General features: G+C 61.3%; 20 protein-coding genes, 4 tRNA genes and 1 riboswitch. Of the genes, 15 read left to right on the forward strand and 9 right to left on the reverse strand.

The features are described 5' to 3' along the window. Positions 1–81 precede the first annotated feature (81 nt). The 6 genes from plsY to AACQ95_RS20195 all read left to right on the forward strand — a co-directional run bounded on the left by plsY (position 82) and on the right by AACQ95_RS20195 (position 2,799). Positions 82–744 (forward strand): glycerol-3-phosphate 1-O-acyltransferase PlsY, encoded by a 663-nt coding sequence (plsY, locus tag AACQ95_RS20170; protein ID WP_157774602.1) that lies wholly within the window; start codon positions 82–84, stop codon positions 742–744. Between the two features lie 47 nt (positions 745–791). Then, positions 792–867: transfer RNA gene (locus AACQ95_RS20175), tRNA-Phe, on the forward strand. Positions 868–919: 52 nt separating this feature from the next. Then, a tRNA-Thr gene (locus AACQ95_RS20180) sits at positions 920–995 on the forward strand. Positions 996–1,005: 10 nt separating this feature from the next. Beyond that, positions 1,006–1,081: transfer RNA gene (locus AACQ95_RS20185), tRNA-Phe, on the forward strand. A gap of 8 nt (positions 1,082–1,089) precedes the next feature. Continuing rightward, positions 1,090–1,165 (forward strand) — tRNA-Asn (locus tag AACQ95_RS20190). Between the two features lie 290 nt (positions 1,166–1,455). Beyond that, positions 1,456–2,799: a potassium channel family protein gene (locus tag AACQ95_RS20195; RefSeq protein WP_241279600.1), complete on the forward strand. Its 1,344-nt coding sequence runs from the start codon at positions 1,456–1,458 to the stop codon at positions 2,797–2,799. A gap of 137 nt (positions 2,800–2,936) precedes the next feature. On the opposite strand, the gene AACQ95_RS20200 is transcribed toward AACQ95_RS20195, so the two are convergent. Beyond that, positions 2,937–3,269 (reverse strand): hypothetical protein, encoded by a 333-nt coding sequence (locus AACQ95_RS20200; protein ID WP_241279602.1) that lies wholly within the window; start codon positions 3,267–3,269, stop codon positions 2,937–2,939. A 130-nt stretch (positions 3,270–3,399) separates the two neighbouring features. On the opposite strand from AACQ95_RS20200, the gene AACQ95_RS20205 reads away from it, so the two are divergent. Both AACQ95_RS20205 and AACQ95_RS20210 read left to right on the forward strand, forming a co-directional pair. Beyond that, on the forward strand, positions 3,400–3,915 hold the full coding sequence (locus tag AACQ95_RS20205; RefSeq protein ID WP_241279604.1) for a ClbS/DfsB family four-helix bundle protein: 516 nt from the start codon (positions 3,400–3,402) through the stop codon (positions 3,913–3,915). A gap of 345 nt (positions 3,916–4,260) precedes the next feature. Next, positions 4,261–5,433: a CD0519/CD1768 family membrane protein gene (locus tag AACQ95_RS20210; protein WP_043137282.1), complete on the forward strand. Its 1,173-nt coding sequence runs from the start codon at positions 4,261–4,263 to the stop codon at positions 5,431–5,433. Positions 5,434–5,530: 97 nt separating this feature from the next. Here the strand turns inward: AACQ95_RS20210 and AACQ95_RS20215 are convergent, their stop codons facing one another. Next, positions 5,531–6,223, reverse strand: a complete 693-nt coding sequence (locus AACQ95_RS20215) for a B3/B4 domain-containing protein (RefSeq protein WP_241279606.1) — start codon at positions 6,221–6,223, stop codon at positions 5,531–5,533. Positions 6,224–6,557: 334 nt separating this feature from the next. Beyond that, positions 6,558–7,571 (reverse strand): chemotaxis protein, encoded by a 1,014-nt coding sequence (locus tag AACQ95_RS20220; RefSeq protein ID WP_043554378.1) that lies wholly within the window; start codon positions 7,569–7,571, stop codon positions 6,558–6,560. A 208-nt stretch (positions 7,572–7,779) separates the two neighbouring features. On the opposite strand from AACQ95_RS20220, the gene AACQ95_RS20225 reads away from it, so the two are divergent. Then, the gene (locus tag AACQ95_RS20225) at positions 7,780–8,499 is read left to right on the forward strand and encodes an SDR family NAD(P)-dependent oxidoreductase (protein ID WP_241279608.1); all 720 of its coding nucleotides are present in this window, start codon (positions 7,780–7,782) and stop codon (positions 8,497–8,499) included. Here AACQ95_RS20225 and AACQ95_RS20230 read toward each other — a convergent pair. Then, positions 8,486–10,549 carry a tRNA(Met) cytidine acetyltransferase TmcA gene (locus AACQ95_RS20230; RefSeq protein WP_241279610.1) on the reverse strand — a complete coding sequence of 688 codons (2,064 nt, stop codon included), beginning with the start codon at positions 10,547–10,549 and terminating at the stop codon, positions 8,486–8,488. The two genes, AACQ95_RS20225 and AACQ95_RS20230, sit on opposite strands and share 14 nt — an antisense overlap. Further along, positions 10,546–10,860, reverse strand: a complete 315-nt coding sequence (locus tag AACQ95_RS20235) for an HlyU family transcriptional regulator (protein ID WP_043554382.1) — start codon at positions 10,858–10,860, stop codon at positions 10,546–10,548. Before AACQ95_RS20235 ends, AACQ95_RS20230 begins: the two co-directional genes overlap by 4 nt. Before the next feature lie 137 nt (positions 10,861–10,997). Between AACQ95_RS20235 and AACQ95_RS20240 the strand changes: the two genes are divergently transcribed. The 4 genes from AACQ95_RS20240 to AACQ95_RS20255 all read left to right on the forward strand — a co-directional run bounded on the left by AACQ95_RS20240 (position 10,998) and on the right by AACQ95_RS20255 (position 14,685). Then, on the forward strand, positions 10,998–11,204 hold the full coding sequence (locus AACQ95_RS20240; protein WP_172955265.1) for a bacterioferritin-associated ferredoxin: 207 nt from the start codon (positions 10,998–11,000) through the stop codon (positions 11,202–11,204). Between the two features lie 145 nt (positions 11,205–11,349). Continuing rightward, entirely contained in the window at positions 11,350–11,829 is a 480-nt protein-coding gene (bfr, locus tag AACQ95_RS20245) for a bacterioferritin (protein ID WP_005314068.1), read from the forward strand. A gap of 203 nt (positions 11,830–12,032) precedes the next feature. Further along, entirely contained in the window at positions 12,033–14,138 is a 2,106-nt protein-coding gene (locus AACQ95_RS20250) for a DUF885 domain-containing protein (protein ID WP_241279613.1), read from the forward strand. 88 nt (positions 14,139–14,226) lie between these two features. Further along, positions 14,227–14,685 carry a methylglyoxal synthase gene (locus AACQ95_RS20255; RefSeq protein ID WP_043554384.1) on the forward strand — a complete coding sequence of 153 codons (459 nt, stop codon included), beginning with the start codon at positions 14,227–14,229 and terminating at the stop codon, positions 14,683–14,685. Positions 14,686–14,948: 263 nt separating this feature from the next. Here the strand turns inward: AACQ95_RS20255 and AACQ95_RS20260 are convergent, their stop codons facing one another. Next, positions 14,949–15,536 (reverse strand): superinfection exclusion B family protein, encoded by a 588-nt coding sequence (locus AACQ95_RS20260; protein WP_042868087.1) that lies wholly within the window; start codon positions 15,534–15,536, stop codon positions 14,949–14,951. 204 nt (positions 15,537–15,740) lie between these two features. Continuing rightward, positions 15,741–15,848, forward strand: a riboswitch (yybP-ykoY riboswitch). 88 nt (positions 15,849–15,936) lie between these two features. Between AACQ95_RS20260 and AACQ95_RS20265 the strand changes: the two genes are divergently transcribed. After that, positions 15,937–16,923 carry a sodium:calcium antiporter gene (locus tag AACQ95_RS20265; RefSeq protein ID WP_043554385.1) on the forward strand — a complete coding sequence of 329 codons (987 nt, stop codon included), beginning with the start codon at positions 15,937–15,939 and terminating at the stop codon, positions 16,921–16,923. A gap of 95 nt (positions 16,924–17,018) precedes the next feature. Here AACQ95_RS20265 and ansB read toward each other — a convergent pair whose 3' ends face one another. From ansB to AACQ95_RS20280, 3 genes are all read right to left on the reverse strand, one after another. Continuing rightward, on the reverse strand, positions 17,019–18,077 hold the full coding sequence (gene ansB, locus AACQ95_RS20270) for an L-asparaginase 2 (protein WP_043137257.1): 1,059 nt from the start codon (positions 18,075–18,077) through the stop codon (positions 17,019–17,021). A 131-nt stretch (positions 18,078–18,208) separates the two neighbouring features. After that, on the reverse strand, positions 18,209–18,403 hold the full coding sequence (locus tag AACQ95_RS20275; RefSeq protein ID WP_043137256.1) for a heavy-metal-associated domain-containing protein: 195 nt from the start codon (positions 18,401–18,403) through the stop codon (positions 18,209–18,211). A gap of 210 nt (positions 18,404–18,613) precedes the next feature. After that, positions 18,614–19,564, reverse strand: a complete 951-nt coding sequence (locus tag AACQ95_RS20280; protein WP_241279614.1) for an AEC family transporter — start codon at positions 19,562–19,564, stop codon at positions 18,614–18,616. A 282-nt stretch (positions 19,565–19,846) separates the two neighbouring features. Between AACQ95_RS20280 and treR the strand changes: the two genes are divergently transcribed. Beyond that, positions 19,847–20,794, forward strand: coding sequence for a trehalose operon repressor TreR (gene treR / locus AACQ95_RS20285; protein WP_241279617.1), 948 nt, complete (start codon positions 19,847–19,849; stop codon positions 20,792–20,794). Positions 20,795–20,809 lie beyond the last annotated feature (15 nt).

Here is a 20,809-nt window from a genome sequence, read left to right on the forward strand (position 1 = left end):
ACGACACGCTTTTGGGCAACGCCAAGCCAGAGAATGTGGCCCGCATCATACCCCATTCATATCGTGGTAAAAACGACCAAGATGACGGCCCTGACGATTTTGATGATTATTCTGGCCTACCTGGGCGGCTCGCTGTCCAGTGCCGTGCTGGTTTCCCGCATCACGGGTCTGCCGGATCCTCGCGATCATGGCTCCCACAATCCGGGTGCGACCAATGTGTTGCGCCTCGGTGGCCGTGTGGCTGCCGTTGTGGTGTTGCTGCTCGACGTGCTCAAGGGCACGGCCCCCGTCTATCTCGCCTGGTATCTGCAAATCAAACCCGTCTACCTCGGCTTCATCGGGGTGGCAGCCTGCCTCGGCCACATGTACCCCATCTTCTTCCACTTCCGGGGCGGCAAGGGGGTGGCGACGGCACTCGGCACCATGATGCCCATCGGCTTCACCATGGGCGGGGCCGTCATCGGTACCTGGCTGGTCGTGCTGCTGGTGAGCGGCTACTCGTCGCTGGCCTCCATCATTACCGTGCTGCTGACACCGCTCTTTACCTACCTGCTCAAACCCGAATACACGCTGCCGGTCTCGTTGCTCTCCTGCCTCATTCTGATCCGCCATCATGAGAACATTGCCCGCCTGCTGAAAGGGGAGGAGCCCAGAGTCTGGGGCCGCCCGGCGCAGCCCGGCCAGGAAGAAGTAGGGGAAATGGATGATGTTGCGCAAAAAAGAGACGAACGAGACAAAAAGTGAAATTTCCCGTTGACCACCTGCCTTAAAATCCGTTTAATAGCGCCCACGCCCAGATAGCTCAGTCGGTAGAGCAGGGGATTGAAAATCCCCGTGTCGGCGGTTCGATTCCGTCTCTGGGCACCAAAATTTGGTGCCATGAAATAAAAATGTGTTCATGCACAGAGGTTTAAAGTGTGCCGGCTTAGCTCAGTAGGTAGAGCAACTGACTTGTAATCAGTAGGTCACCAGTTCGATTCCGGTAGCCGGCACCATTTATATATTGCCCAGATAGCTCAGTCGGTAGAGCAGGGGATTGAAAATCCCCGTGTCGGCGGTTCGATTCCGTCTCTGGGCACCAAGTACAATTCCTCCTTAGTTCAGTCGGTAGAACGGCGGACTGTTAATCCGTATGTCGCTGGTTCAAGTCCAGCAGGAGGAGCCAACACAAAAGCCCAGCAGCAATGCTGGGCTTTTTCTTTGCCTGTTTGCCACGGTCATTGCCACCCAGGCGTTGCGCAATAAGTGTGCGCCTCAGGGGCAAGCTGTCGCATCCATCCCCCTTATTCCTTCCCTGTCAGTGACTTGCCTTCTGTTTCTCGCCTAGTATGGTGACGTGACGGGCGTTTTGCCGCGCCGCTTTTCCTGCGTCTGACCCGCCGTATCCGCCAGGGCTTTGTGCACCATGACTCTCTATCTGGCGAGGGCGGGACATCTTTGTGATCGAGGTAATGTATGAATGCAACCGAGCTTTGGCAGCTTTCTCCCGAGCAGTTCAACGAATGGCGCCGGGAGAATGACTATCCTCTGATTTGGGACCTGCTGGTGGCCTCGCTGCCCTATTTCGGCGATTGGATGACGGAGCAGAAAATAGAGAAAAGCGTCATCTTCCAGATCGGCATAGCTCGTTTCATCAGCTCGCGATCCGTGCTCAGCCTCTGCGTCTACATGAGCGACGACAAGACAAGGCTGTATGAAACCGCCTCGAGCGCGCTGGAGTCCCTGCGCAAGAGCGGCCTCATCCGCTCGGAGGTGCGTTTTGAACCCTACAGCATGTGGTTGGCCGGCAAGCATGGCAAAGATGAGGTGAAGCGGGTGCAGAGCCTGCTATCGGTCTCCGAGAACAACAAGGGGGAGGCGCAGGTGCTGGGCAAGCATCGCCTGCTCAACATCGGCGGCGTCGAGCTGAAGAGCCCCATCATCTCCGGCAGATTGCTCGATTTCACCTGCCTCGACGAGCTCTCGCTGGATGGCGCCGTCAACAATTCCAAGGTCTATCTGTGGCACTGCTCGGCCAAGGGGGTGCGGGTCAATGGCGGCGTGATCGGGCTCGATCTGTTCGATTCCCTGCTGTGGGATCACAGGGCCTGGGCCAAGAAGCGGGAGCTGGCGCTGGAGGACGGGGTGTTTCAGGACTTCACCATAGAGTGCGAGGAGATCCGTTTTCACTCCTCCCGGGCCGTGCTGAAAAACTTCAACGTGCGCGCCAAGAACTTCGACGCCACCATGGAGCACACCAATCTGGACAAGGTGCAGGTGGCCTATAACGAGAACGGCCGGATCGATCACAGCGAGGCCAGCAAGCTCTACCGCAACGCCAAGCGCCTCTTCTCCAGCGTGGGGGATACCGTCGATGCCGGTGAGTGCTATTACCAGGAGAAGCTGCATGAGATGAAGTCCCTGGCCAGCCCGAGGGAGCTGTTCAAGGAGCGCTGGCTGCGCAGCGGCCCGCTGAGAAAGGGGTGGCTCTCCCTGCTCTGTTATTTGAAGTGTGGCTCCAAGTTTGTCAGCTTCATCACCTGGGGCTTTGGCGAGCGGCCTATAAGAAGCCTGCTGATGTCGATGGGGGTCATACTGCTGGCGACCCTGACCTATTTTCTGGCGCCCGCCTCGGTCACCTATCACCACCTGGGACGCTCGCTCTACTTCAGCATCGTGACCTTCGTGACGCTCGGCTATGGGGATATCTCCCAGACCTCTTCCCCGCTGCAACTGCTGTCGGCCATCGAAGCCTTCAGCGGCATGTTTCTGACCGGTCTGTTCCTCGCGGGGTTTGCGTCGAAAACCAAGCAGTATTGATGACGCTGCCGACCTGTCGGTGCTGCCAAGCTCCGACAGGCGGTGCTCCCTCAGCAGCACCGCAGAGGGCTGGATCTTGCCGAGCAAGCCGCCGCAATCGCCCCGTATCGGGCTCACCCCCCCAGGTCAGTCTCTTGTCATCTTGCCGGCGTGATGTCCTGCATCTTCAGCCAGAACGCCTCCTGACAGGGGTTGTGAAACAGCTTGCGTGGCGGTGTGATGGGGATGGGGCTGGTGTCGACCCGATAGCTTATCCAGCATTCGGCGCACAGCTGCGGCGAGGAGACCTGGTCCTGCTCTCTCTGATGACAGATGACGACCCCATTGGCGAACCAATAGCGGGTTTGCTGGTGCTGGATCAGGGTGCCACTCTCGTCATGCTCGCTATAGTGTTCGCTCTGCTGGCGAATGATGGTCGCCGGCCCAGGTTGCCGATGGATGGCCTTGATATAGGTAATGAGCTGATTCATCGCCGTGCTTGCTTGTGATGGGAGCGGCGGCGTTGGGACACCGGCCGCAGATGTCGCGAGCTTAGCGCTCGGCGCCGCTGGCGGCAATCCCGAGCGGGCGGCAGGGTGACAGGCATGAAGGAGGACAGTGATGGGGATCCCCAGCAACAAGGCCGAGCTGCTGCTCGCCATCGACACGCATTTTGGCAAGCTGCTCAAGGCCTTGCAGGCGGTACCCGAGAGCCGGGTGCAGGAGCAGGTCATGGAGGGGCACAGCAAGGGCACCCGCATGAGCGTGGCCAATCTGGTGGCCTATCTCATCGGCTGGAATGAGCTGGTGATCAAGTGGATCGAGCGGGACGCGGCGGGCCTGCCGGTGGATTTTCCCGAGACTGGCTTTAAGTGGAACGAGCTGGGCAGGCTGGCCCAAACGTTCTATCGGGATCATGAGGGGCTGGCCTATCCGGTACTGCTGGCCCGGCTGATGGCGGCCAGGGGCCGCATCGTCGAGCTGATTGCGGAGCGCGGCGATGACCAGCTGTATGGTCGCCCCTGGTATGAGCAGTGGACTCTGGGGCGGATGATCCAGTTCAATACCGCCTCTCCCTACCACAATGCCAACGGCCGGTTGCGCAAGTGGTTGAAGGGGGCGGGTGTGAAGCCGTAGCTCCCGCCTTTGAGCGCCGATGGCGCGTCTGGCCTTGGGGTCAGGCCGACCCGCATTGTTTCACTGACAAGCCCCAGTTGTTATACTGCCGCCCCGTCCTCTCGCCGGGCAGGCCGTGGGCCGGTGCGCCGGCGCGAGACAGGCAGACTGGACAGGATCGTCCGGCAACCCATTTTTTCCTCCCAGCTTCAGCCGGCAGAACGGCGGCCCGTCAATCCGTATGCCACGGGTTCGAGCCCAGCAGGAGGAGCCATTCAAGGAGCCCTTGTCGCGAGACAAGGGCTCCTGCTTTATGGGTGCCATAACAACAATACTCACCACACAGCGACAGACTTCAGGATTGGTATGGAAAATCAAGTAGTTAAAGATTCTCACCAGGGTATCACCTCCCTTCGCAGCTGGCTGGAGCCGGTACTGGTGCTGGCCATTCTGGGCAGCCTGTTCGGCTACCTCGGCAGCCAGATGGGGCTCTCCGCCCTGGTCAACACCCTGTTCAACACCGCCCATCAGCTGCTGCTCAATACAGTGCTCTTCATCATGGGGATTACCGTGCTGTCGGGGGCGCTGAGCCAGCTGCTCAGCGAGTTCGGGGTGATCCGCCTGCTGGAGGTGCTGCTGGCACCCTTGATGAAGCCCATCTTCCGCCTGCCCGGGCGCACCGCCCTGGCGGCCCTGATGACCTTCTTCTCCGACAATCCGGCGGTGATCAGCCTCGCCAAGGACAGCCGTTTTCGCAAGGGCTTCACCCCCTGGCAGCTGGTTTCGCTCACCAACTTCGGTACCGCCTTCGGCATGGGGCTGATAGTGGTGACCTTCATGGCCACCCTGCAACTGCCGAGCGGCGAATCGACCGCCAGTGCGGCCCTGATCGGCCTGCTCGGCGCCCTCATCGGCTCAGTGGTCTCGACCCGGCTGATGCAACGCATGATCCGCCCGCTGGTGGGGGAAACCCTGATTGATGACGAGGTCGTGAGCGTAGGCGCCAAGCCGGGTCTGAGTCAGGAAGCGGCCCCCACCTGGCTGCGGGTGCTCAATGCCCTGCTCGATGGCGGCAAGTCCGGGGTGGAGCTGGGGATGGCGGTGATCCCGGGGGTACTCATCATCAGCACCTTCGTGATGCTGCTGACCTTCGGCCCTGGCGAGCAGGGTTACAGTGGGGAGGCCTTTCAGGGGGTGGCGCTGCTGCCCGTGCTGGCGGCCAAGGTGGGCTGGTTGTTCGAGCTGCTGTTCGGCTTCACCCATGCCGAGCTGGTGGCCTTCCCCGTGACCTCGCTGGGAGCGGTCGGGGCGGCCATGTCGCTGGTGCCGCCCTTCATCGGCAAGGGCTGGATCACCGGCAACGAGGTCGCGGTATTCACCGCCATGGGCATGTGCTGGAGCGGTTTTCTCAGTACCCATACCGCCATGCTGGATGCGCTCGGCTATCGCCATCTCACCTCCCGCGCCATAGTGGCCCACACCATAGGTGGCCTGTGCGCCGGGGTGGCGGCCCATCAGCTCTACCTGCTGCTGGGCTGAGTCGGGTTCTGACAACAAAAGAGGCTCTTCGGAGCCTCTTTGCATTGCTCGTTGCGATCACGCGGACAGCATAGAGACGGCCAGTCCGGCGTTGTGGTCACTCGACATGGCCAATGACGGTTTGTTCTATCACGGCTCCGGGCATCATCTGTTGTATGCCTGCAATCAGCTTGTTCCCGGCTGCTTGCAAAGCTTCCAGGGGCATTTCGGGCAAGCTCTCCAGAATGAACCACATCATGCTCGATTCCACATTGAGCCTGGTCCTGACTCCCTGTCTCCAGTTCCAGCGTCGACATGTCACCCCCTTGTCATCCCGCCATACCACTTCACCGGGTTCTGGAGATTCATGAGCCACTTCGCCGCCCTTCATTGTGTCGAATAGCTCGCTGCCATCGGCAACCACCAACCTCGGCGTCCCTTCATAGGTGGTCAGGTTTTCGCCCCCTACCGGTATGGCGTACTCAATGCTGATGGCGTTATAGAGGTCAACGACAGGATCGATACTCGGCAGGCTGCCATCACGGGCAACCCGTTTTCTCAGGGCTTCGGCGGAGCAGGGAGTGCGCTGTGGTTTGGCGCCAAACTTTCTAAAGAGATCCGCCCAGGCGGAGAGGTGTGCATCGGCCCAGGGTGCATCTTCTCTGGCCATGGCAAGGGAGGCTTGTTCCAGAGCCCGCGTTCCCACTGTGGGGTCTGCAATGGCAGCCGCCTGGACAGTGATGCTCAAGGCCCGGAATCCGGGAGCCATATCGGTTACTTCAGGGGTGATTAACGGCTTGAACAACGGCATAGCGACTCCAGAAAATTCATTGATAGAGACGACATTTGATGTCTCGATAGCGCATGGCATCAGCCACATCAAACTCAATTTGAGAGCCATCTTGCTTGGGCGATGGCAATAAGAAAATTTACAAAATCTTAAGGCCAATAAGGATTTGGAATGACAAGCAGCCTGTCAGTGAAGGATTGGCATGGGAGCTCGAGCCAGAAAGAAGCTCTGCCTTTTCGTTGATCTCTCGCGAAATGGGATGAGCGGCTCAGGAGCGCTATCTCTGATGCTGCTGAAAAACATCAACAACAAGGGCGCCGAGGCGCCCGTTTGTTTGAGTGTCAGGCTGACGGCATTACAGATTGCCAGGTTTGGGGATGGGGATGCCGAGCAGGAAGTTGTCCATCATGCCGACCATGCGTCCCAGCTCGGGTTTGGTGATGGTGTCGTTGGCCCCCAGCTGCAGCGCCTTCTGGCGGTTGTCGTCACTCATCAGCGACGAGAACATGACGATGGGGGTGGTCTTGAAGGCAGGGGTATCCCGCAGCCGTTTGAGCAGGTGCATGCCGTCCATGCGGGGCATCTCGACGTCTGTGATGATGCCGCTGACAAACTCGGCTACCGGGATCTTCTCCTCCTGCGACAGGCGGTCGAACTCCATCAACATCTCCAGCCCGTCGCCCCCATCCTTGGCGGTCACCACGTTGTAGCCCGCGGTGCGCAGCGTGGTCTCTATCATCTTGCGGATGAAGGCGGAGTCGTCGACCACCAGCACCGTCTTGGCCTGGCGCAGTGCCATCATGCGATCGTCTATGAGGACCTTGCGATCCTGGGTCACATCGTACTTCTCCATGCTCAGCTCTGGGTTGATGTCGGCGATGATCTTCTCGAAGTCGAGGATCATGATGAGGTTGCCATCGCGCCTGACCACGGCCACCACGCAATCATTCTCGCCCGCCTCCAGAAACTGGCTGGGGGACTCCACATCCTCCCAGGAGACCCGGTGGATCCTGCTGACACTGTCGATGAGGAAGCCGTTCGCCATCTTGTTGAAGTCGGTGACTATGACCACCTTGTTGTTGGGATCCGGGTTGGTCTTGATGCCAAGCCAACCCGCGAGATCCACCAGCGGGATCAGCCGCTCGCGCAGGGAGAATACACCCACCATGTGGCGCTGGGCGTTGGGGTAGTCTGTGGTGTCAGGTACCCGGATCACCTCGCGCACCTTGGCGACGTTGATGCCGTAATAGGCGATCTTTTCCCTGCCATCGGGTAGCTGCTTCTTGAGGTGAAATTCGATGATCTCGAGCTCGTTGGTACCGCTCTCGGTCAGGATGGATTTACGCTCTTCCCCGTCTTTGGACATCATGGCGACTCTCGTGCTTCTGGTTGCGCTGGCAGCACCGGCTGCGGTTTTCCCTCAGTATAGGAATGGATCCGCCCACACCGGGGAGATCCACACAAGATGGCCCTCATAACTGCTTGATCCGGCAGACAGGAAGGCGCGTAACAGCTTAACAGGGAAAGAAAGAGGTGATGGAGAAGGGCATCACACTCACCGCAAACAGGAGCCGAGCATGAACGAGGGCATAGTGGTGATAGGAGCTGGGGGCGCTATAGGTCAGGCGCTGGTTGCCCACTGGCTGGCGACAGGGGCCGGTTCCGTCATGGCGGTCAGCAGGCAGCCGGCCCCAGTAGGGTGTGAGGATCCCCGCCTGCATTGGCTGGCTTGTGATTACAGCGATCAGCAGATGGCTGACGTGGTGGCCCGTATCACCACTCTGGCCCCGAGACCGCAGCGGCTGGTGATCTGCAATGGCATCCTGCATCAGGGGGAGATCAAGCCGGAAAAGCGGCTGGAAGCACTCGATGTCGAAGCCATGACCCGCCTCTACCAGATCAATGCCTTGCTGCCGCTGCGCTGGATCAAACAGCTGTTCCCGCTGCTTGGCACCACGCCCTGCACCCTGGCGGTGCTCAGTGCACGGGTCGGCAGCATAGGCGACAATCGGGCGGGGGGCTGGTATGGCTATCGCGCCTCCAAGGCGGCCCTCAACATGCTGCTCAAGTGCGCCGCCATCGAGCTTGCCCGGCGAGCCCCGGGCGTCAAGCTGCTGGCGTTTCATCCGGGGACTGTGGATACCCAGCTCTCGCGCCCGTTTCACGCCAATCTGCCGGCCGGCAGCTTGCAGACGCCAGAGCAGGTAGCCCGTCAGCTGGTGAGTCTGATGGCGCGGCTGATGCCCGACGGAGAACTCGGCTATCTCGACTGGCGAGGCGAGCCTATCGAGTGGTAGGGGTATCCAGCAGGCGAGCCAGCAGGGTGCGCAGCGCCTTGATGATGGCCGGCTTGCCCGCCAGTTGCAGCCGATTGGCCAGATGCCCCCAGTCCGCATATTGCCAGATGGTGGCGATCAGCAGCTGACGTTCGGCGGGGGTGAGCGATGTCAGTCGTGGCAGATTGCCGGCCAGCCAGCGCTGCAGGCTGGATTGGCACAGCTCGAACGGCTTGTGGTGGTGAGCGAAGCACACCAGTTCATCGTGCTCAAACTCATCCTGCATCGGCACGGCAGGGCTCCCCTCCAGAGATTGCCACACCAGTTCGGGTTCCAGCTCTTTCAACTCACCTGCTAGCAGGGTTGGCAGCTGGCACGCGAAGCGCTGGTGCCACCGGGCCAGCTCTGCTTCCCACTCGGGTTTCAGCGCCTTGAGCAGCAGGGCGGCATGGCTGCCGCTGGCGGCATCCCGTTGCAGGCCGATGCGCAGCACCCGCAGCCCGGCCCTGCGCCAGAAGGGCAGCAGATCGGCGCTGGCCGAGAAGGCCGAGCCCAGATAGTCGAGCCCTTCCTCCCGGTAGTAGTCCTCCAGCTGGCCGAGCAGTCGCGAGCCGAGCCCGTGGCGATGCAGCGCCGGGTGGATGGCGATGCGCATCACCCGGGCGTAGCTGCGCGCCCCTGCCGTCTTGAAACCGGCGTGGGTCAGCAGGGACTGGGGCAGCAGATGGCCGCGCGGGCGCCGTCGGCCCGCCCAGATCTGCTTGGCCAGCTCGGGAGCTATGTTGCCCTCCCGTGCCACCAGCGCCACCCCGAGCAGGCTCTGCTCCTGCTCCAGCAGGTGGATGTCGAGATCCGGGCTCTCCAGCAAAGACCTGAGATCGCTCGGCGTGGTCTGGTAGTGCGCCAGCACCAGCAGGCCGAACAGCTGATTGAGCAGTCCCTCGTCGTTCACCAGCGCATCCTGCCCGATCAGCCGCCAGCCCGGGCTGGTCGGCGGCAGGGGCGGATCCACCTCGGCATTGAGGCCAAGCAGCCGGAATACCAGCGGCTCCAGCGGATCGCCAGGGCTCCAGCGGATCGGCTCGGCCAGGTGGATCTCCTGCCAATCCGGCGTCTGACGGTCCAGCACTCGCTTGAAACGCAGGTGAAAACCGCGCCCCGTGCCCTCGTAGCCGTGCTCCGTGGTGGCGAAGACGATACGGCTGTGGCGGGCCAGCATGGCCTCCAGCAGCGGCGTGGGGATGGCGGCGGCTTCGTCCACCAGCAACAGATCGGGTTGCAGGGCTTCCTGTACCAGTCGGGCCGGTGAGCAGAACTCGAGGCCAGCCAGCCGTTCCACTTCTGTACCCAGCGACTGTGCCGCGTGGGCAAACAGGGTGGCAACCGTGGCCTGGGAGGGGGCCGTTACCACTATCTTGAGGTCGGGTTGCTGGCGCAGCAGCTCGGCGGCGGCGAGGCCCAGCAGGCTGCTCTTGCCGCGCCCCCGATCGGCGCTCAGCACCAGGGGGCGGCGACGATGGCCGTGCAACACCCTGTGAATGGCGGGCAGGGCGCCGGCCTGATCATGGCTCAGCCGCCGCTGCTCACCGATCGGCTGCCAGGGCTCTGTGCTGGTGGGCGGGAGCAGGGAGAGCGCAGGATCCCCCGCCAGCAGGTGCACCAGTCGGGCGATGAAACCGTGGCCGGCCCGATCAGCCTCTTCTGGCTGGGCGATCAGCCGCACCCTGTCCGGATCCGGATACTCGGGCCATTGCGCTCTGGGGGGGGTCAGCAGCAGCAGCAGGCCGCCCGCCCTCAGTGTGCCCGCCAGCGCGCCGAAGGCGTCGGGATGAAAGCCGCTGAAAGCGTTGAAGACAAGGGTGTCGCACTCCTGACCGAGCCGTTGCAGCGCCTTGGCGGCGGGAACCGGCCCATGGCAGGCCGGACCTTCTCCTAGCCAATAGATGACGCCGCCCAGCAGTGCTTCGGCACGGGCGATGCAATCGGCCTCGTCCCCTTCCAGCCAGACCAGGCGCCGTTCACCTGCACGGGCCAGGGCCTGGCGCAGTGCTTTCACCTCGGCAGGGCTCATGAGGCTGAACTGTCGCCCGCTTTGACGCGGGGTTCAAACATGCGATCCCCCATCTGGTCGATGAAGGTGTGCGCCTTCTGCACCATGAAACGCTCCGCATCGGCCGGATTGGCGAACAGATCGGAGCGGATGAAGATGTGGGTCTGCAGCGCGCCATCCATCTCTTTGGTGATGCGACCCGCCAGCCGGTACTGGCCCCCTTCCGCCATGGGCTCGGGGTAGATGAGATAACCGGCGTACTCGGTGGGAGTCACCTCAACGACAGGGGCTGGCTTGCTTGCGAACAGGGCAGTGAACAGTTTCTTGAGCATGATGTTTTCCTCTGTGACGGGACATTGTCACCAAGGGGTTGATGGCTGGCAAGCAGGGGATCTTATTACTAATTGTTATTTGCACTACGAACCATTCTCATTTAGATTTCATGGCATTCCAGCACGAGGTAAACACTATGTACGTCTGTTTGTGCCGCGGCATCACAGATACCCAGATCCGCAAGGCGGTACAGGCAGGCAAGACCGAGTTCCGTCAGCTCAAGCAGTCGCTGGAGGTGGGGGCCCAGTGTGGCAAGTGTGTGCGCATGACCATGGAGATCATCGCCGCCGAACTCGACAAGGTCGAGCTGGAACAGGCCCCGCTCTACTACGAGGTGGCCTGACCCGGACCGATCTTTTTCTGACTCGACCCGCCAACAGGGTCACCCTTCCTCTCAGGCGAGCTGGCTCGCCAGACCTCTTGTTGTCACTTTTCTGGACTAAGCTCTAACGATCGAGGCCTCAGGCACGAACCAAGGAGCACTGTCGATGAAAGGAGATCCCAAGATCATTGCCCACCTCAACAAGGTGCTGGCCAATGAGCTGATTGCCATCAACCAATACTTCCTGCACGCCCGCATCTACGATGACTGGGGCCTCAAGGCGCTCGGGCACAAGGAATATCACGAGTCCATCGATGAGATGAAACACGCCGACGAACTGGTCAAGCGGGTGCTGTTTCTGGAGGGGCTGCCCAACTTGCAGGACTTGGGCAAGCTGCGCATCGGTGAAACGGTGGAGGAGATGCTGCGCTGCGATCTGTCGCTGGAGATGGACGCCATCCCGGACCTGAAAGTGGCCATCGCCTACGCAGAGTCGGTGCAGGACTACATCAGCCGCGACCTGTTCCAAGACATTCTGGAAGATGAAGAGGAGCACGTGGACTGGCTGGAGACCCAGCTCGATCTCATCGATCGCATCGGGCTGGAGAACTACCAGCAGTCCCAACTGCATCACGGCTCATCCTGAATAGTTATGGCATGAAAAGCCGATTCAAAAACCCGCTCAGGCGGGTTTTTTCATGTCCGGCTGCATAGCTTTTCATCGCTGTCATCTGTATGAAAAACAAGCTTATTTTTGTTAATCAGGTCGCAAAAATGCGGGCGGGAGAGATGCACTATTGGAGCCCCTGATCGGGGGCACACAATAACAACAGGTTAAAGGACTACACCATGCACTTCTTGCCCAACAAGCTGGCGCTTGCCTGCGCCATCGCACTCTCCCTCGCTGCCTGCAACGACAACAGCTCCAACGCGCCGGCGGATCCCGCCGCCACCAAGGCCTCCCTGATGCAAACCATGGACGAGGCCCTGCGCGAGAGTCAGGCGCTGGATCCCTACGGTTTTGCCATCGATGCGTCCAGCATTGCCAAACGCAAGGCGCTCGACAGTGCGCTGCTCAGCCGGCTGGATGCCCTGGACCCGAGCGTGTTGAGCGAGCGGGACCGGTTGTTCTACGACATGATCCGCTGGGATCTGCAGATCAATCTGGCGGGCTACGAGCTGCCCCAGTCCCAGATCCCGATCCACCACTTCCGCAACCAGGTGGTGGAGCTGGCCGATGACGTGGGGATGGCTCCCGCTAGCGGCAAGGCCGCCCGCACCGTCAGCAGCGGCTTCGATTACTTCGAGCAGAGCTCGGCCGAGCGGGTCGCGCCTGGAGATGCCGTCTGGCGGCGGGATCTCGACCGCCCGGCCAAGGCCCCGGCGCTGGCCACTCAGGCCAGGGCAACGACGGCCCCGCTGGCCTGGTATCAGGAGCACCTTGTCTGGCTCAAGGCCTATGACGGCTACCTGGCCGAGGTGAAGCACCAGTTCGAGCTGGGCAGCGCCCAGGGCAACACCCTGCCGGACGAGCTGGTGGACCGGCTGCTGGCCCAGCTCAACAGCAAGCTGGATGGCGAGGCGATCGCCGGTGCCTACCTCGGCTGGCAGCAGTTGCCGGGAGAGGCCGACGAGGCGCTGCGCACCGAGTACAAAGGGGTGCTGGACAGCATCAACGGCCGCTATCTGGCACTGCGGGACTATCTGGATTACCAGCATGGCGGCGCCTATGCGGTGCGCCTTGGCAGTGGCGAGTGTGACGACGGCTTCTGCGGCATGACCAATGGTCGCGACTGGTATCGCTGGCTGCTTAAGAAGCACACCACCACCAATATGACGCCGGAGCAGGTGCATGAGCTGGGGCTGAGCGAGGTGGAGCGGATATTCGGTGCCATGGTCAAGGTGTGCCATACCGTCGGCAAGTGCGACAGCGATGAGGTGGCCCAGAGCAAGCAGAGCGGCCAGATCTATGACTTCTTCCGCTATCTGAACGAGCCGGCCTTCTTCTACCAGAATCCGCTGGCTGTCTGGTCCGCCAATCTCAACCCGGGCAATGCGGCCGGCGCGGCCCTGAGCGAGCCGCAGCAGCAGGCGCTGGCCGAGCATGAGCGGGCGTTGCGGGAGTACAACGGCTTCAAGAGCAAGGCGGCGCTGGTGTTGCCGGACTTCTTCGATGCCGAGCGCACCATTCCCAAGCTGGATTACGAGGTGGTGCCCGTCTCCTATGACGAGGCGCCTTATGGCGGGGTCGCCTGGTATCAGGACGGCAACCCGCAGACCGGCCGTAAAGGGCAGTTCGTCCTCAACACCTACTATCCCTATGGCCTGCAGAGCTGGAACATCAGCACCCTGCTGGCCCACGAGGCGGCGCCGGGCCACCACTTCCAGATCACCATAGCCCAGGAGCTGGCGGCCAAGGATCCCGACTTCCCGCAGTACGTGGCGAATGCTTCCTATACCGCCTATGCGGAGGGCTGGGCGCTCTACACCGAATACCTGGCGGATCACGACATGGGGCTCTATCAGGGGCGCGGCCTCTATGATCCCGCCGTGGGGGATGTGAAGGTAGAGGGCTCGTCCGCCTTCAACAACCAGCTGCAGTACTTCGGCCGCCTCAACGAGGAGATGCTCAGGGCCATGCGGCTGGTGGTGGATACCGGCATTCACTGGTACGGCTGGAGCCATGACAGGGCCGTCGGCTACATGAAGGAGAACTCGGCACTGGGGGCGGGGGACATCAGCTCCGAGGTGCCGCGCTACATGGCCTATACCGGTCAGGCAACCTCCTACAAGGCGGGCCAGCTGGCGCTGATCCGGATGCGGGAGTCTGCCGAGCAGGCCCTTGGCGGTCGCTTTGACCTCAAGGCGTTCCACCACCATGTGCTGGAATACGGCATGTTGCCCATCTCCGTGCTGGAGCAGAAGAACCAGCAGTGGATTGAACAGTCGAAGTGATCACAGTTACGGCGCCCGGCAAGGCAGCGGGCGCCGCTTTCGATTAGGATACGGCTCTCTTCCCATCACAATGCTACGGATGAATTCCATGGAACTGATTGCACGTGAGATGGCGCCCCACAAGCGGGTGGCGCTGGTGGCTCACGACAACATGAAGACCCCTCTGCTGAACTGGGTGATGCGCCGCAAGGAGGAGCTCAAGCTCCACCATCTCTACGCGACCGGCACCACAGGCACCATGCTCGGCAAGAAGGCGCAACTGCCCATCACCTGCCTCTTCTCCGGCCCCATGGGGGGCGACCAGCAGCTCGGTGCCCTGATTGCCGAAGGCAAGATAGACGTGCTGATCTTCTTCTGGGATCCCCTCAATGCGGTGCCCCACGATCCGGACGTGAAAGCGCTGCTGCGCCTGGCGGCCGTGTGGAACATACCGGTTGCCACCAACGAGGCCACCGCGGACTTCATCATGGACAGTCCTCACATGCAGCAGGCGTTCAGCGTGCAGATCCCGGATTATGCCGGCTATTTGAAGGCCAGAACCGAATAAGGTCAGCTCCACCAATCTGCGCCGGTTGCTGGAAAGCCAGAACCGAATAAGAGCATATCCGCCAATCTGCGCCGGTTATTTGAAGGCCAGAACCGAATAAGGGCAGATCCGCCAATCTGCGCCGGTTATTTGAAAGCCAGAACCGAATAACGGCAGATCCGCCGGTCTGCACCGGTTGTCTCAAGGACAGAACCGAATAAAAACAGCCAGATAGCAAAGAGCCGGACACAGTCCGGCTCTTTTATTTGAAGGATGGCAGCAAGTTAGCGCTGGAAGCCCTTCTGGGCGAACTTGGGTCTGGCGCTCATGATCTGCTCCACCTGTTCGTCGCTCATCTTGCCACGGGAGAGGCCCAGCACCTTGTAGGTGAGCAGCGGCCGCGCGGGCAGCGCTATCATCAGCGCCCGGATCTGGTTCTCGTCCTCTTTCTCCCGCACCGGCTTGCCGTAGGCGTAGGTGAGTACGCCGGCGTCCATCAGGTTTTTGACGGCAGGCTCGGTGATCGGCAAGTTTATGACGCTTTTGCGTTGCAGCACGAACTCGCGCAGCACCGCCTTCTCGTTGAAATCGAGGAAGGCGATCATCTGGGCCAGCTGATCCTGCTGGCGACGGGATTGCCATTCGTCACAGGCCCACTCCCAGGCGATCAGGAAGCCCTGGCTGCAGAAGTAGGAGATGGCGATCAGCATGCCGACCCCGAGCCAGGCGGCGTGGGTCGTGGCCCACTGGCTGACGGCTCCCTTCATCAGGCCGGCCGGAAACAGCAATATGATGCTGCAGCAGAGTAGCAACCAGACCATGAGCCAGTTGAGGCGGTTCAGTTGATAGAAATGTTGGATCCACCGTTTCATCGTTCATCCTTCCCAAACTATTGTGGACAGTAGACAACTCATAGCAATCGTTGTGCCAAGGCGCGGATGCCGGGGGAAAGAGTGGGGATCCGGACGGAAAAATCGGGGGTGCTGACCGAGGAGATCGTTACATTCCCTTACAACTTACTGAGTGGATGATCATTAATTTGCCTTGTGAGGCGGCGGTCAACTTGGTAAAAAGCCCGCACTGTCATTGGGGAGTAGCAACCCGCCCGTGATCCGGGCAGGGCTCATGTCAACATTCTTGGATTTTCAGATCCATGGCATGAGCGGCGATAGCATCTATCGCTCTGCAAGACCTTTGGCCTCGATACGCAAGCCAGCCGGGCGAGCCGTATCGGGTCCATCGGTTGTTCTGCTCGCCTGGCGGTTGCCTATTATGTTGATCACCCTGCTGTTATTTCTGCTCTCTGCCGTCACCATCTACCTGGCCTGCGAATATTTCGTCAACGGTATCGAATGGACCGGCCATCACTTCAAGTTCTCCCAGAGTGCCACCGGCTCCCTGCTGGCGGCCCTCGGCACTGCCTTGCCCGAATGTATAGTTACCCTGACCGCGCTGCTGATGGGGGATGCCCCCGCCCAGCAACAGATTGGGATAGGCGCCGCCCTCGGTGGCCCCCTGGTGCTCTCCACCATAGGCTATGCCGCCGTCGGCGTAACCCTGCTGCTGTGCATGAGCCGTGAGCACAGGGTCATAGATGGCGAGGTGCAGCGCGAGATAGGCCGGGATCAGGCCTGGTTTGTCGGTATCTTCCTGGTGGCGGTAGCCCTCGGCATGGTGGCCTTCACCGGCAAAACCTGGCTGGCCCCGCTGTTCGTGCTGGTTTATCTGGTCTATGTGCGGCGCGAGCTGAAACAGACCGACAGCCACGAGGTCGAGTTGCCAGAGCCCCTCAAGCTGGATCCCAAGGCCGAGATCCCGGCGCTCGGCAAGGTGCTGCTGCAGACCCTGGTGGCATTGGTGGTGGTCGCGCTGGCGGCGCAGCTGTTCGTTCATCAACTGGAGAGCATGGGTGAGCTGTTCGGCCTCTCTCCCGTGCTGGCGGCCCTGCTGCTGAGCCCGGTGGCGACCGAAATGCCGGAGCTGATGAACGTACTGATCTGGGTACGTCAGGGCAAGAACCGGCTGGCGCTGGCCAACATCTCCGGTGCCATGATGATCCAGGGCACCATACCCAAGGCATTCTGCCTGTTGTTCACCCCCTGGTTGCTCGACAGCACCATGATGGTCTCCTCGTTGGTGACCCTGCTGGCTGTGGTACTGCTGTGGTGGGGCTTCAGCCGTGGGCGGATGACGGCGGGTAGGCTGGCCTGCGTGGGGCTGGTGTACCTGGGTTTCTGCGGCTGGCTGATGGTGAGCTGACGGCGCGCGCTATGTGAAGATGACGCAACGAACAAGGGCAGGATCCGATCCTGCCCTTTTTTCATGGGTGTATGTTAGCGGGTTGAGCCCCGGGATCAGAACTGCTGGAACCAGCGCTGGATCTGGGCCGGATCCTTGCTCTGGGTCAGGGAGAGCATCAGCAGGATGCGCGCCTTCTGCGGGTTCAGGGTGCCGGCGGCCACGAAGCCGTACTTGGCGTCATCGATCTCGGCATCCAGGGTGGTGGCGCCGGTCGGCACGCGGGCGGAGCGTACCACCCGGATGCCGTCCTTGCTCGCCTTGGCCAGGGTGTCGAACAGTGTGTGGTAGAGGTTGCCGTTGCCCACCCCGGCGCTGACGATGCCGTCAAACTTGGCATCCACCATGGCCTTGGCCGGCAGATCGGTGGCGTTGGCATAGTTGTAGACGATGCCCACTTGCGGCAGCTTGTCGAGCTTGCTCACGTCGAACGGCGTCTTGCTGGTGTGCAGGCGGGCCGGGCTGCGTTGGTAGTCGATCTTGCCGTTGTGGATGTAACCCAGCGGGCCGAAGTTCGGGGCGGCAAAGGTCTGCACCCCTGTGGTGTTGGTCTTGGTGACGTCGCGGGCATCCAGCACGGTATCGTTCATGGCGACCATGACGCCACGGCCCTTGGAGCTGGGGTCGGAGGCGGTAACCACGGCGTTGTAGAGGTTGAGCGGGCCATCGGCACTCATGGCGGTGGAGGGGCGCATGGCGCCGACCAGCACCACCGGCTTGTCGCTCTTGACGGTCAGGTTGAGGAAGTAGGCGGTCTCTTCCATGGTGTCGGTGCCGTGGGTGATGACGATGCCGTCCACGTCATCCTTGGCCAGCAGCTCGTTGACCCGCTTGGCCAACTTGAGCCACACCTCGTCGTTCATGTCCTGGGAGCCGATCTTGACCACCTGCTCCCCCTGCACGTCGGCCACGTTCTTCATCTCGGGCACGGCGGCGATCAGGGTCTCGATGGCCACCTTGCCCGCTTCATAGTTGGATTGGGTGGCGGACTGTCCCGCACCGGCTATGGTGCCACCGGTCGCCAGGATATGAACCTGCGGCAGTGCCATGGCCAGGGGGGAGAGGGTCAGGCCAACGACGGCGGCGAGCAGTGTCTTGCGGATAGGGAGAGTCATGCTGCAAATCCTTCTGAGTGATAAAAATTGCAGCAAGTTTGCGCTTTCTGTTGAGGGGGTCTGTGATGACTCTCACCAAAAAACAGCTGGATACAGAACCTTAACCTGTTTTATACCTCTATAGAGATAATTTAACTTGCCGAGAAGCCCTTGGCTTCAATCAGGGCGATCAGCTCCGCCTTGCTCAGTTCGCTCTCGATGACGGCCTTGCTGCTGGCAAAATCCACCTGGGCCTGGGTTACTGCACTCTGGGCCAGCAGGGCTTTTTGCAGGCTGGCGGCGCAGCCACCACAGGACATGCCGGACACAGTGAGTTCGATGGTCATGGGATATCTCCTCTGTTGATGTGTTGTCAGCCTAAAGCTGCCGCCCGCGGCAAGGTCAAGGGGGTGATGAGGGGATGAGAGGCAGCACGTTTTCTGCTGGCTATCCCATCAGCCCGAGGTAGTTCATCAGAGCGGCACCCAGGCTGGTACTGATCAATGAGCCCTGGGTGGTGGTGGCGATGAGAGTGTGGATGGCCAGCACGCTCCCCACTAGCCCATCAACCCCAGGTAGTTCATCAGGGCGGCGCCCAGGCTGGTGCTGACCAGAGAACCCAGCGTGGTGGTGGCTATGATGTTGGCTGCCAGCACGCTGTCGCCGCCCATGGCGCGGGTCATCACATAGCTGGCGGCGGCGGTGGGGGTGGAGCTGATGAGAAACAGTATGCCGAGGGCCTGCGGGCTGAAGCCGAGCGCCCAGGCCCCCGTTACCAGCAGCACAGGGATAAAGAACAGCCGGTTGGCGGTGGCCCAGCCGGTCAGCATGGCGCCGCCGCGCAGGGCTTTGAGGTTGAGGCTGGCGCCGGTGCAGAGTAGGGCCAGCGGCAGCGTCATGTTGGCGAAGTAGTTGCCCGTTGTGATCACCAACTGGGGCAGCTCGATACCGAGCAGGCCGAACGGCAGGGCGGAAAGAATGGCGATGATCAGCGGGTTTTTGGCGATCCCCTTGAGGATCGGCTTGATCCCCTTGCCGCCTCCCAGACTGCGGGTCAGGGTGATCACGGCGAGTATGTTGTAGAGCACGGTCACCGAGCCCACCAGCAGGGCGGCGGCGCCTATCCCCTCGGCGCCATAGGCGTTTTGCACGTAGGCCAGCCCCATGATCCCCATGTTGCCGCGAAAGCTGCCCTGTACGAAGATGCCGCGCTGATGCCGCTCCGGGATGAAGCGGGCAGCCAGTGCCTCAAGGATCAGAAAGCCGGCTAGGGTGCCGAGCAAGCCGTAGAGGATGAGCCAGGGGCTCGGCATGGTGGAAAAATCGGTGCGCACCATGCTGAGGAACAAGAGGGCCGGCAGTGTGACCTGAAACACCAGACGGGAGGCGGACTCGACGAAGCTGTCGGGCAACAGACCCAGCTGCTTGAGCCAGATGCCGAGCAGCAGCACCACGCAGATGGGGCCCGTGATGGAGAGGGAGAAGTGCAGACTGGCCAAGAGACTCATAATGGATGTCCTGTGCGATAGACGGGGCCGGTGATGGAGAGGAAGAAGATCAGACTGGCCAGCAGACTCATGATGGATGTCCTGTGCGATAGACGGGGCCCGTGACGGAGAGGGATAGAAGCAGACTGACCAACAGACCCATGATGCGCGTCCTGTGCGATGGCGAGCGGCACGACGTTCGCCGGGGCAAAAAAGGCATTCTAACGCCATGGGCTTGTATTCACAGGGCTTAATCACAACAATGTGGGCAATTCCACCGCCGAGCCTCCTGTGAGCCAATTCATGGACAAGAAACTGACCATCCTCGATATCGCCCGCCTCTCGGGCGTCGGCAAGTCGACCGTCTCCCGGGTGCTCAATCAGGATCCCAAGGTGAAACAGGCGACCCGTGAGCGGGTGGAGCAGGTCATCGCCGAACACGGCTTCGTGCCGAGCAAGTCGGCGCGGGCCATGCGCAGCCAGAGCCAGCAGGTGGTGGGGATCATAGTCTCCCGGCTCGACTCCAGTTCCGAGAATCAGGCGGTGCGGGGCATGCTGGAGACCCTCTACCGGCGTGGCTATGACGCCGTGCTGATGGAGAGCAAGTTCTCCCCCGCCAAGGTGCAGGAGCATCTGGCTGTGCTGGATCGGCGCGGGGTGGATGGCATCATACTGTTTGCCTTCAACGATCTGGACTACGACGCCATGGTGCCGCTGAAAGAGAAGCTTGTGCTGGTGGCCCGGGACCATCCCGGGTTCTCCTCTGTCTGTTTCGACGATGCCGGGGCTGTGCGCACCATGCTGGCCGAGCTGGCGACCCGCGGCATTCGCGACATTGCCTATCTGGGGGTGGATACCTCGGATCTCACCACGGGTCAGCGCCGGCTTGATGCCTATCTCGGCTACTGCGCCGAACAGGGATTGACGGCGCGCAGTGCCCTCGGCGATCTCAGCCTGCAGAGCGGCTACCGGCTGGCGGCCGAGCTGCTCACCCCCGCCACCCAGGCGCTGGTCTGCGCCAGCGACACCCTCGCCATAGGTGCTGCAAAATACCTTCAGGAACAAGGGCGTAGCGAGGTGCTGGTAACAGGCCTTGGCAACAACCCCATGTTCAGTTTCCTCTTTCCCAACGCCCTCAGCCTGGATCTTGGCTACAAGGGCGCGGGGGAGCAGGCGGCCCGCCAGCTGCTCGGCCAGATCGAGCAGGATCACCGCCCGCTGGCGACCATAGCCCCCAGCCACACACTGTGAGCCCCATCACTTAGC

The organism is Aeromonas sp. MR19, from assembly GCF_963899305.1.
GTDB classification, from domain to species: domain Bacteria; phylum Pseudomonadota; class Gammaproteobacteria; order Enterobacterales; family Aeromonadaceae; genus Aeromonas; species Aeromonas bestiarum.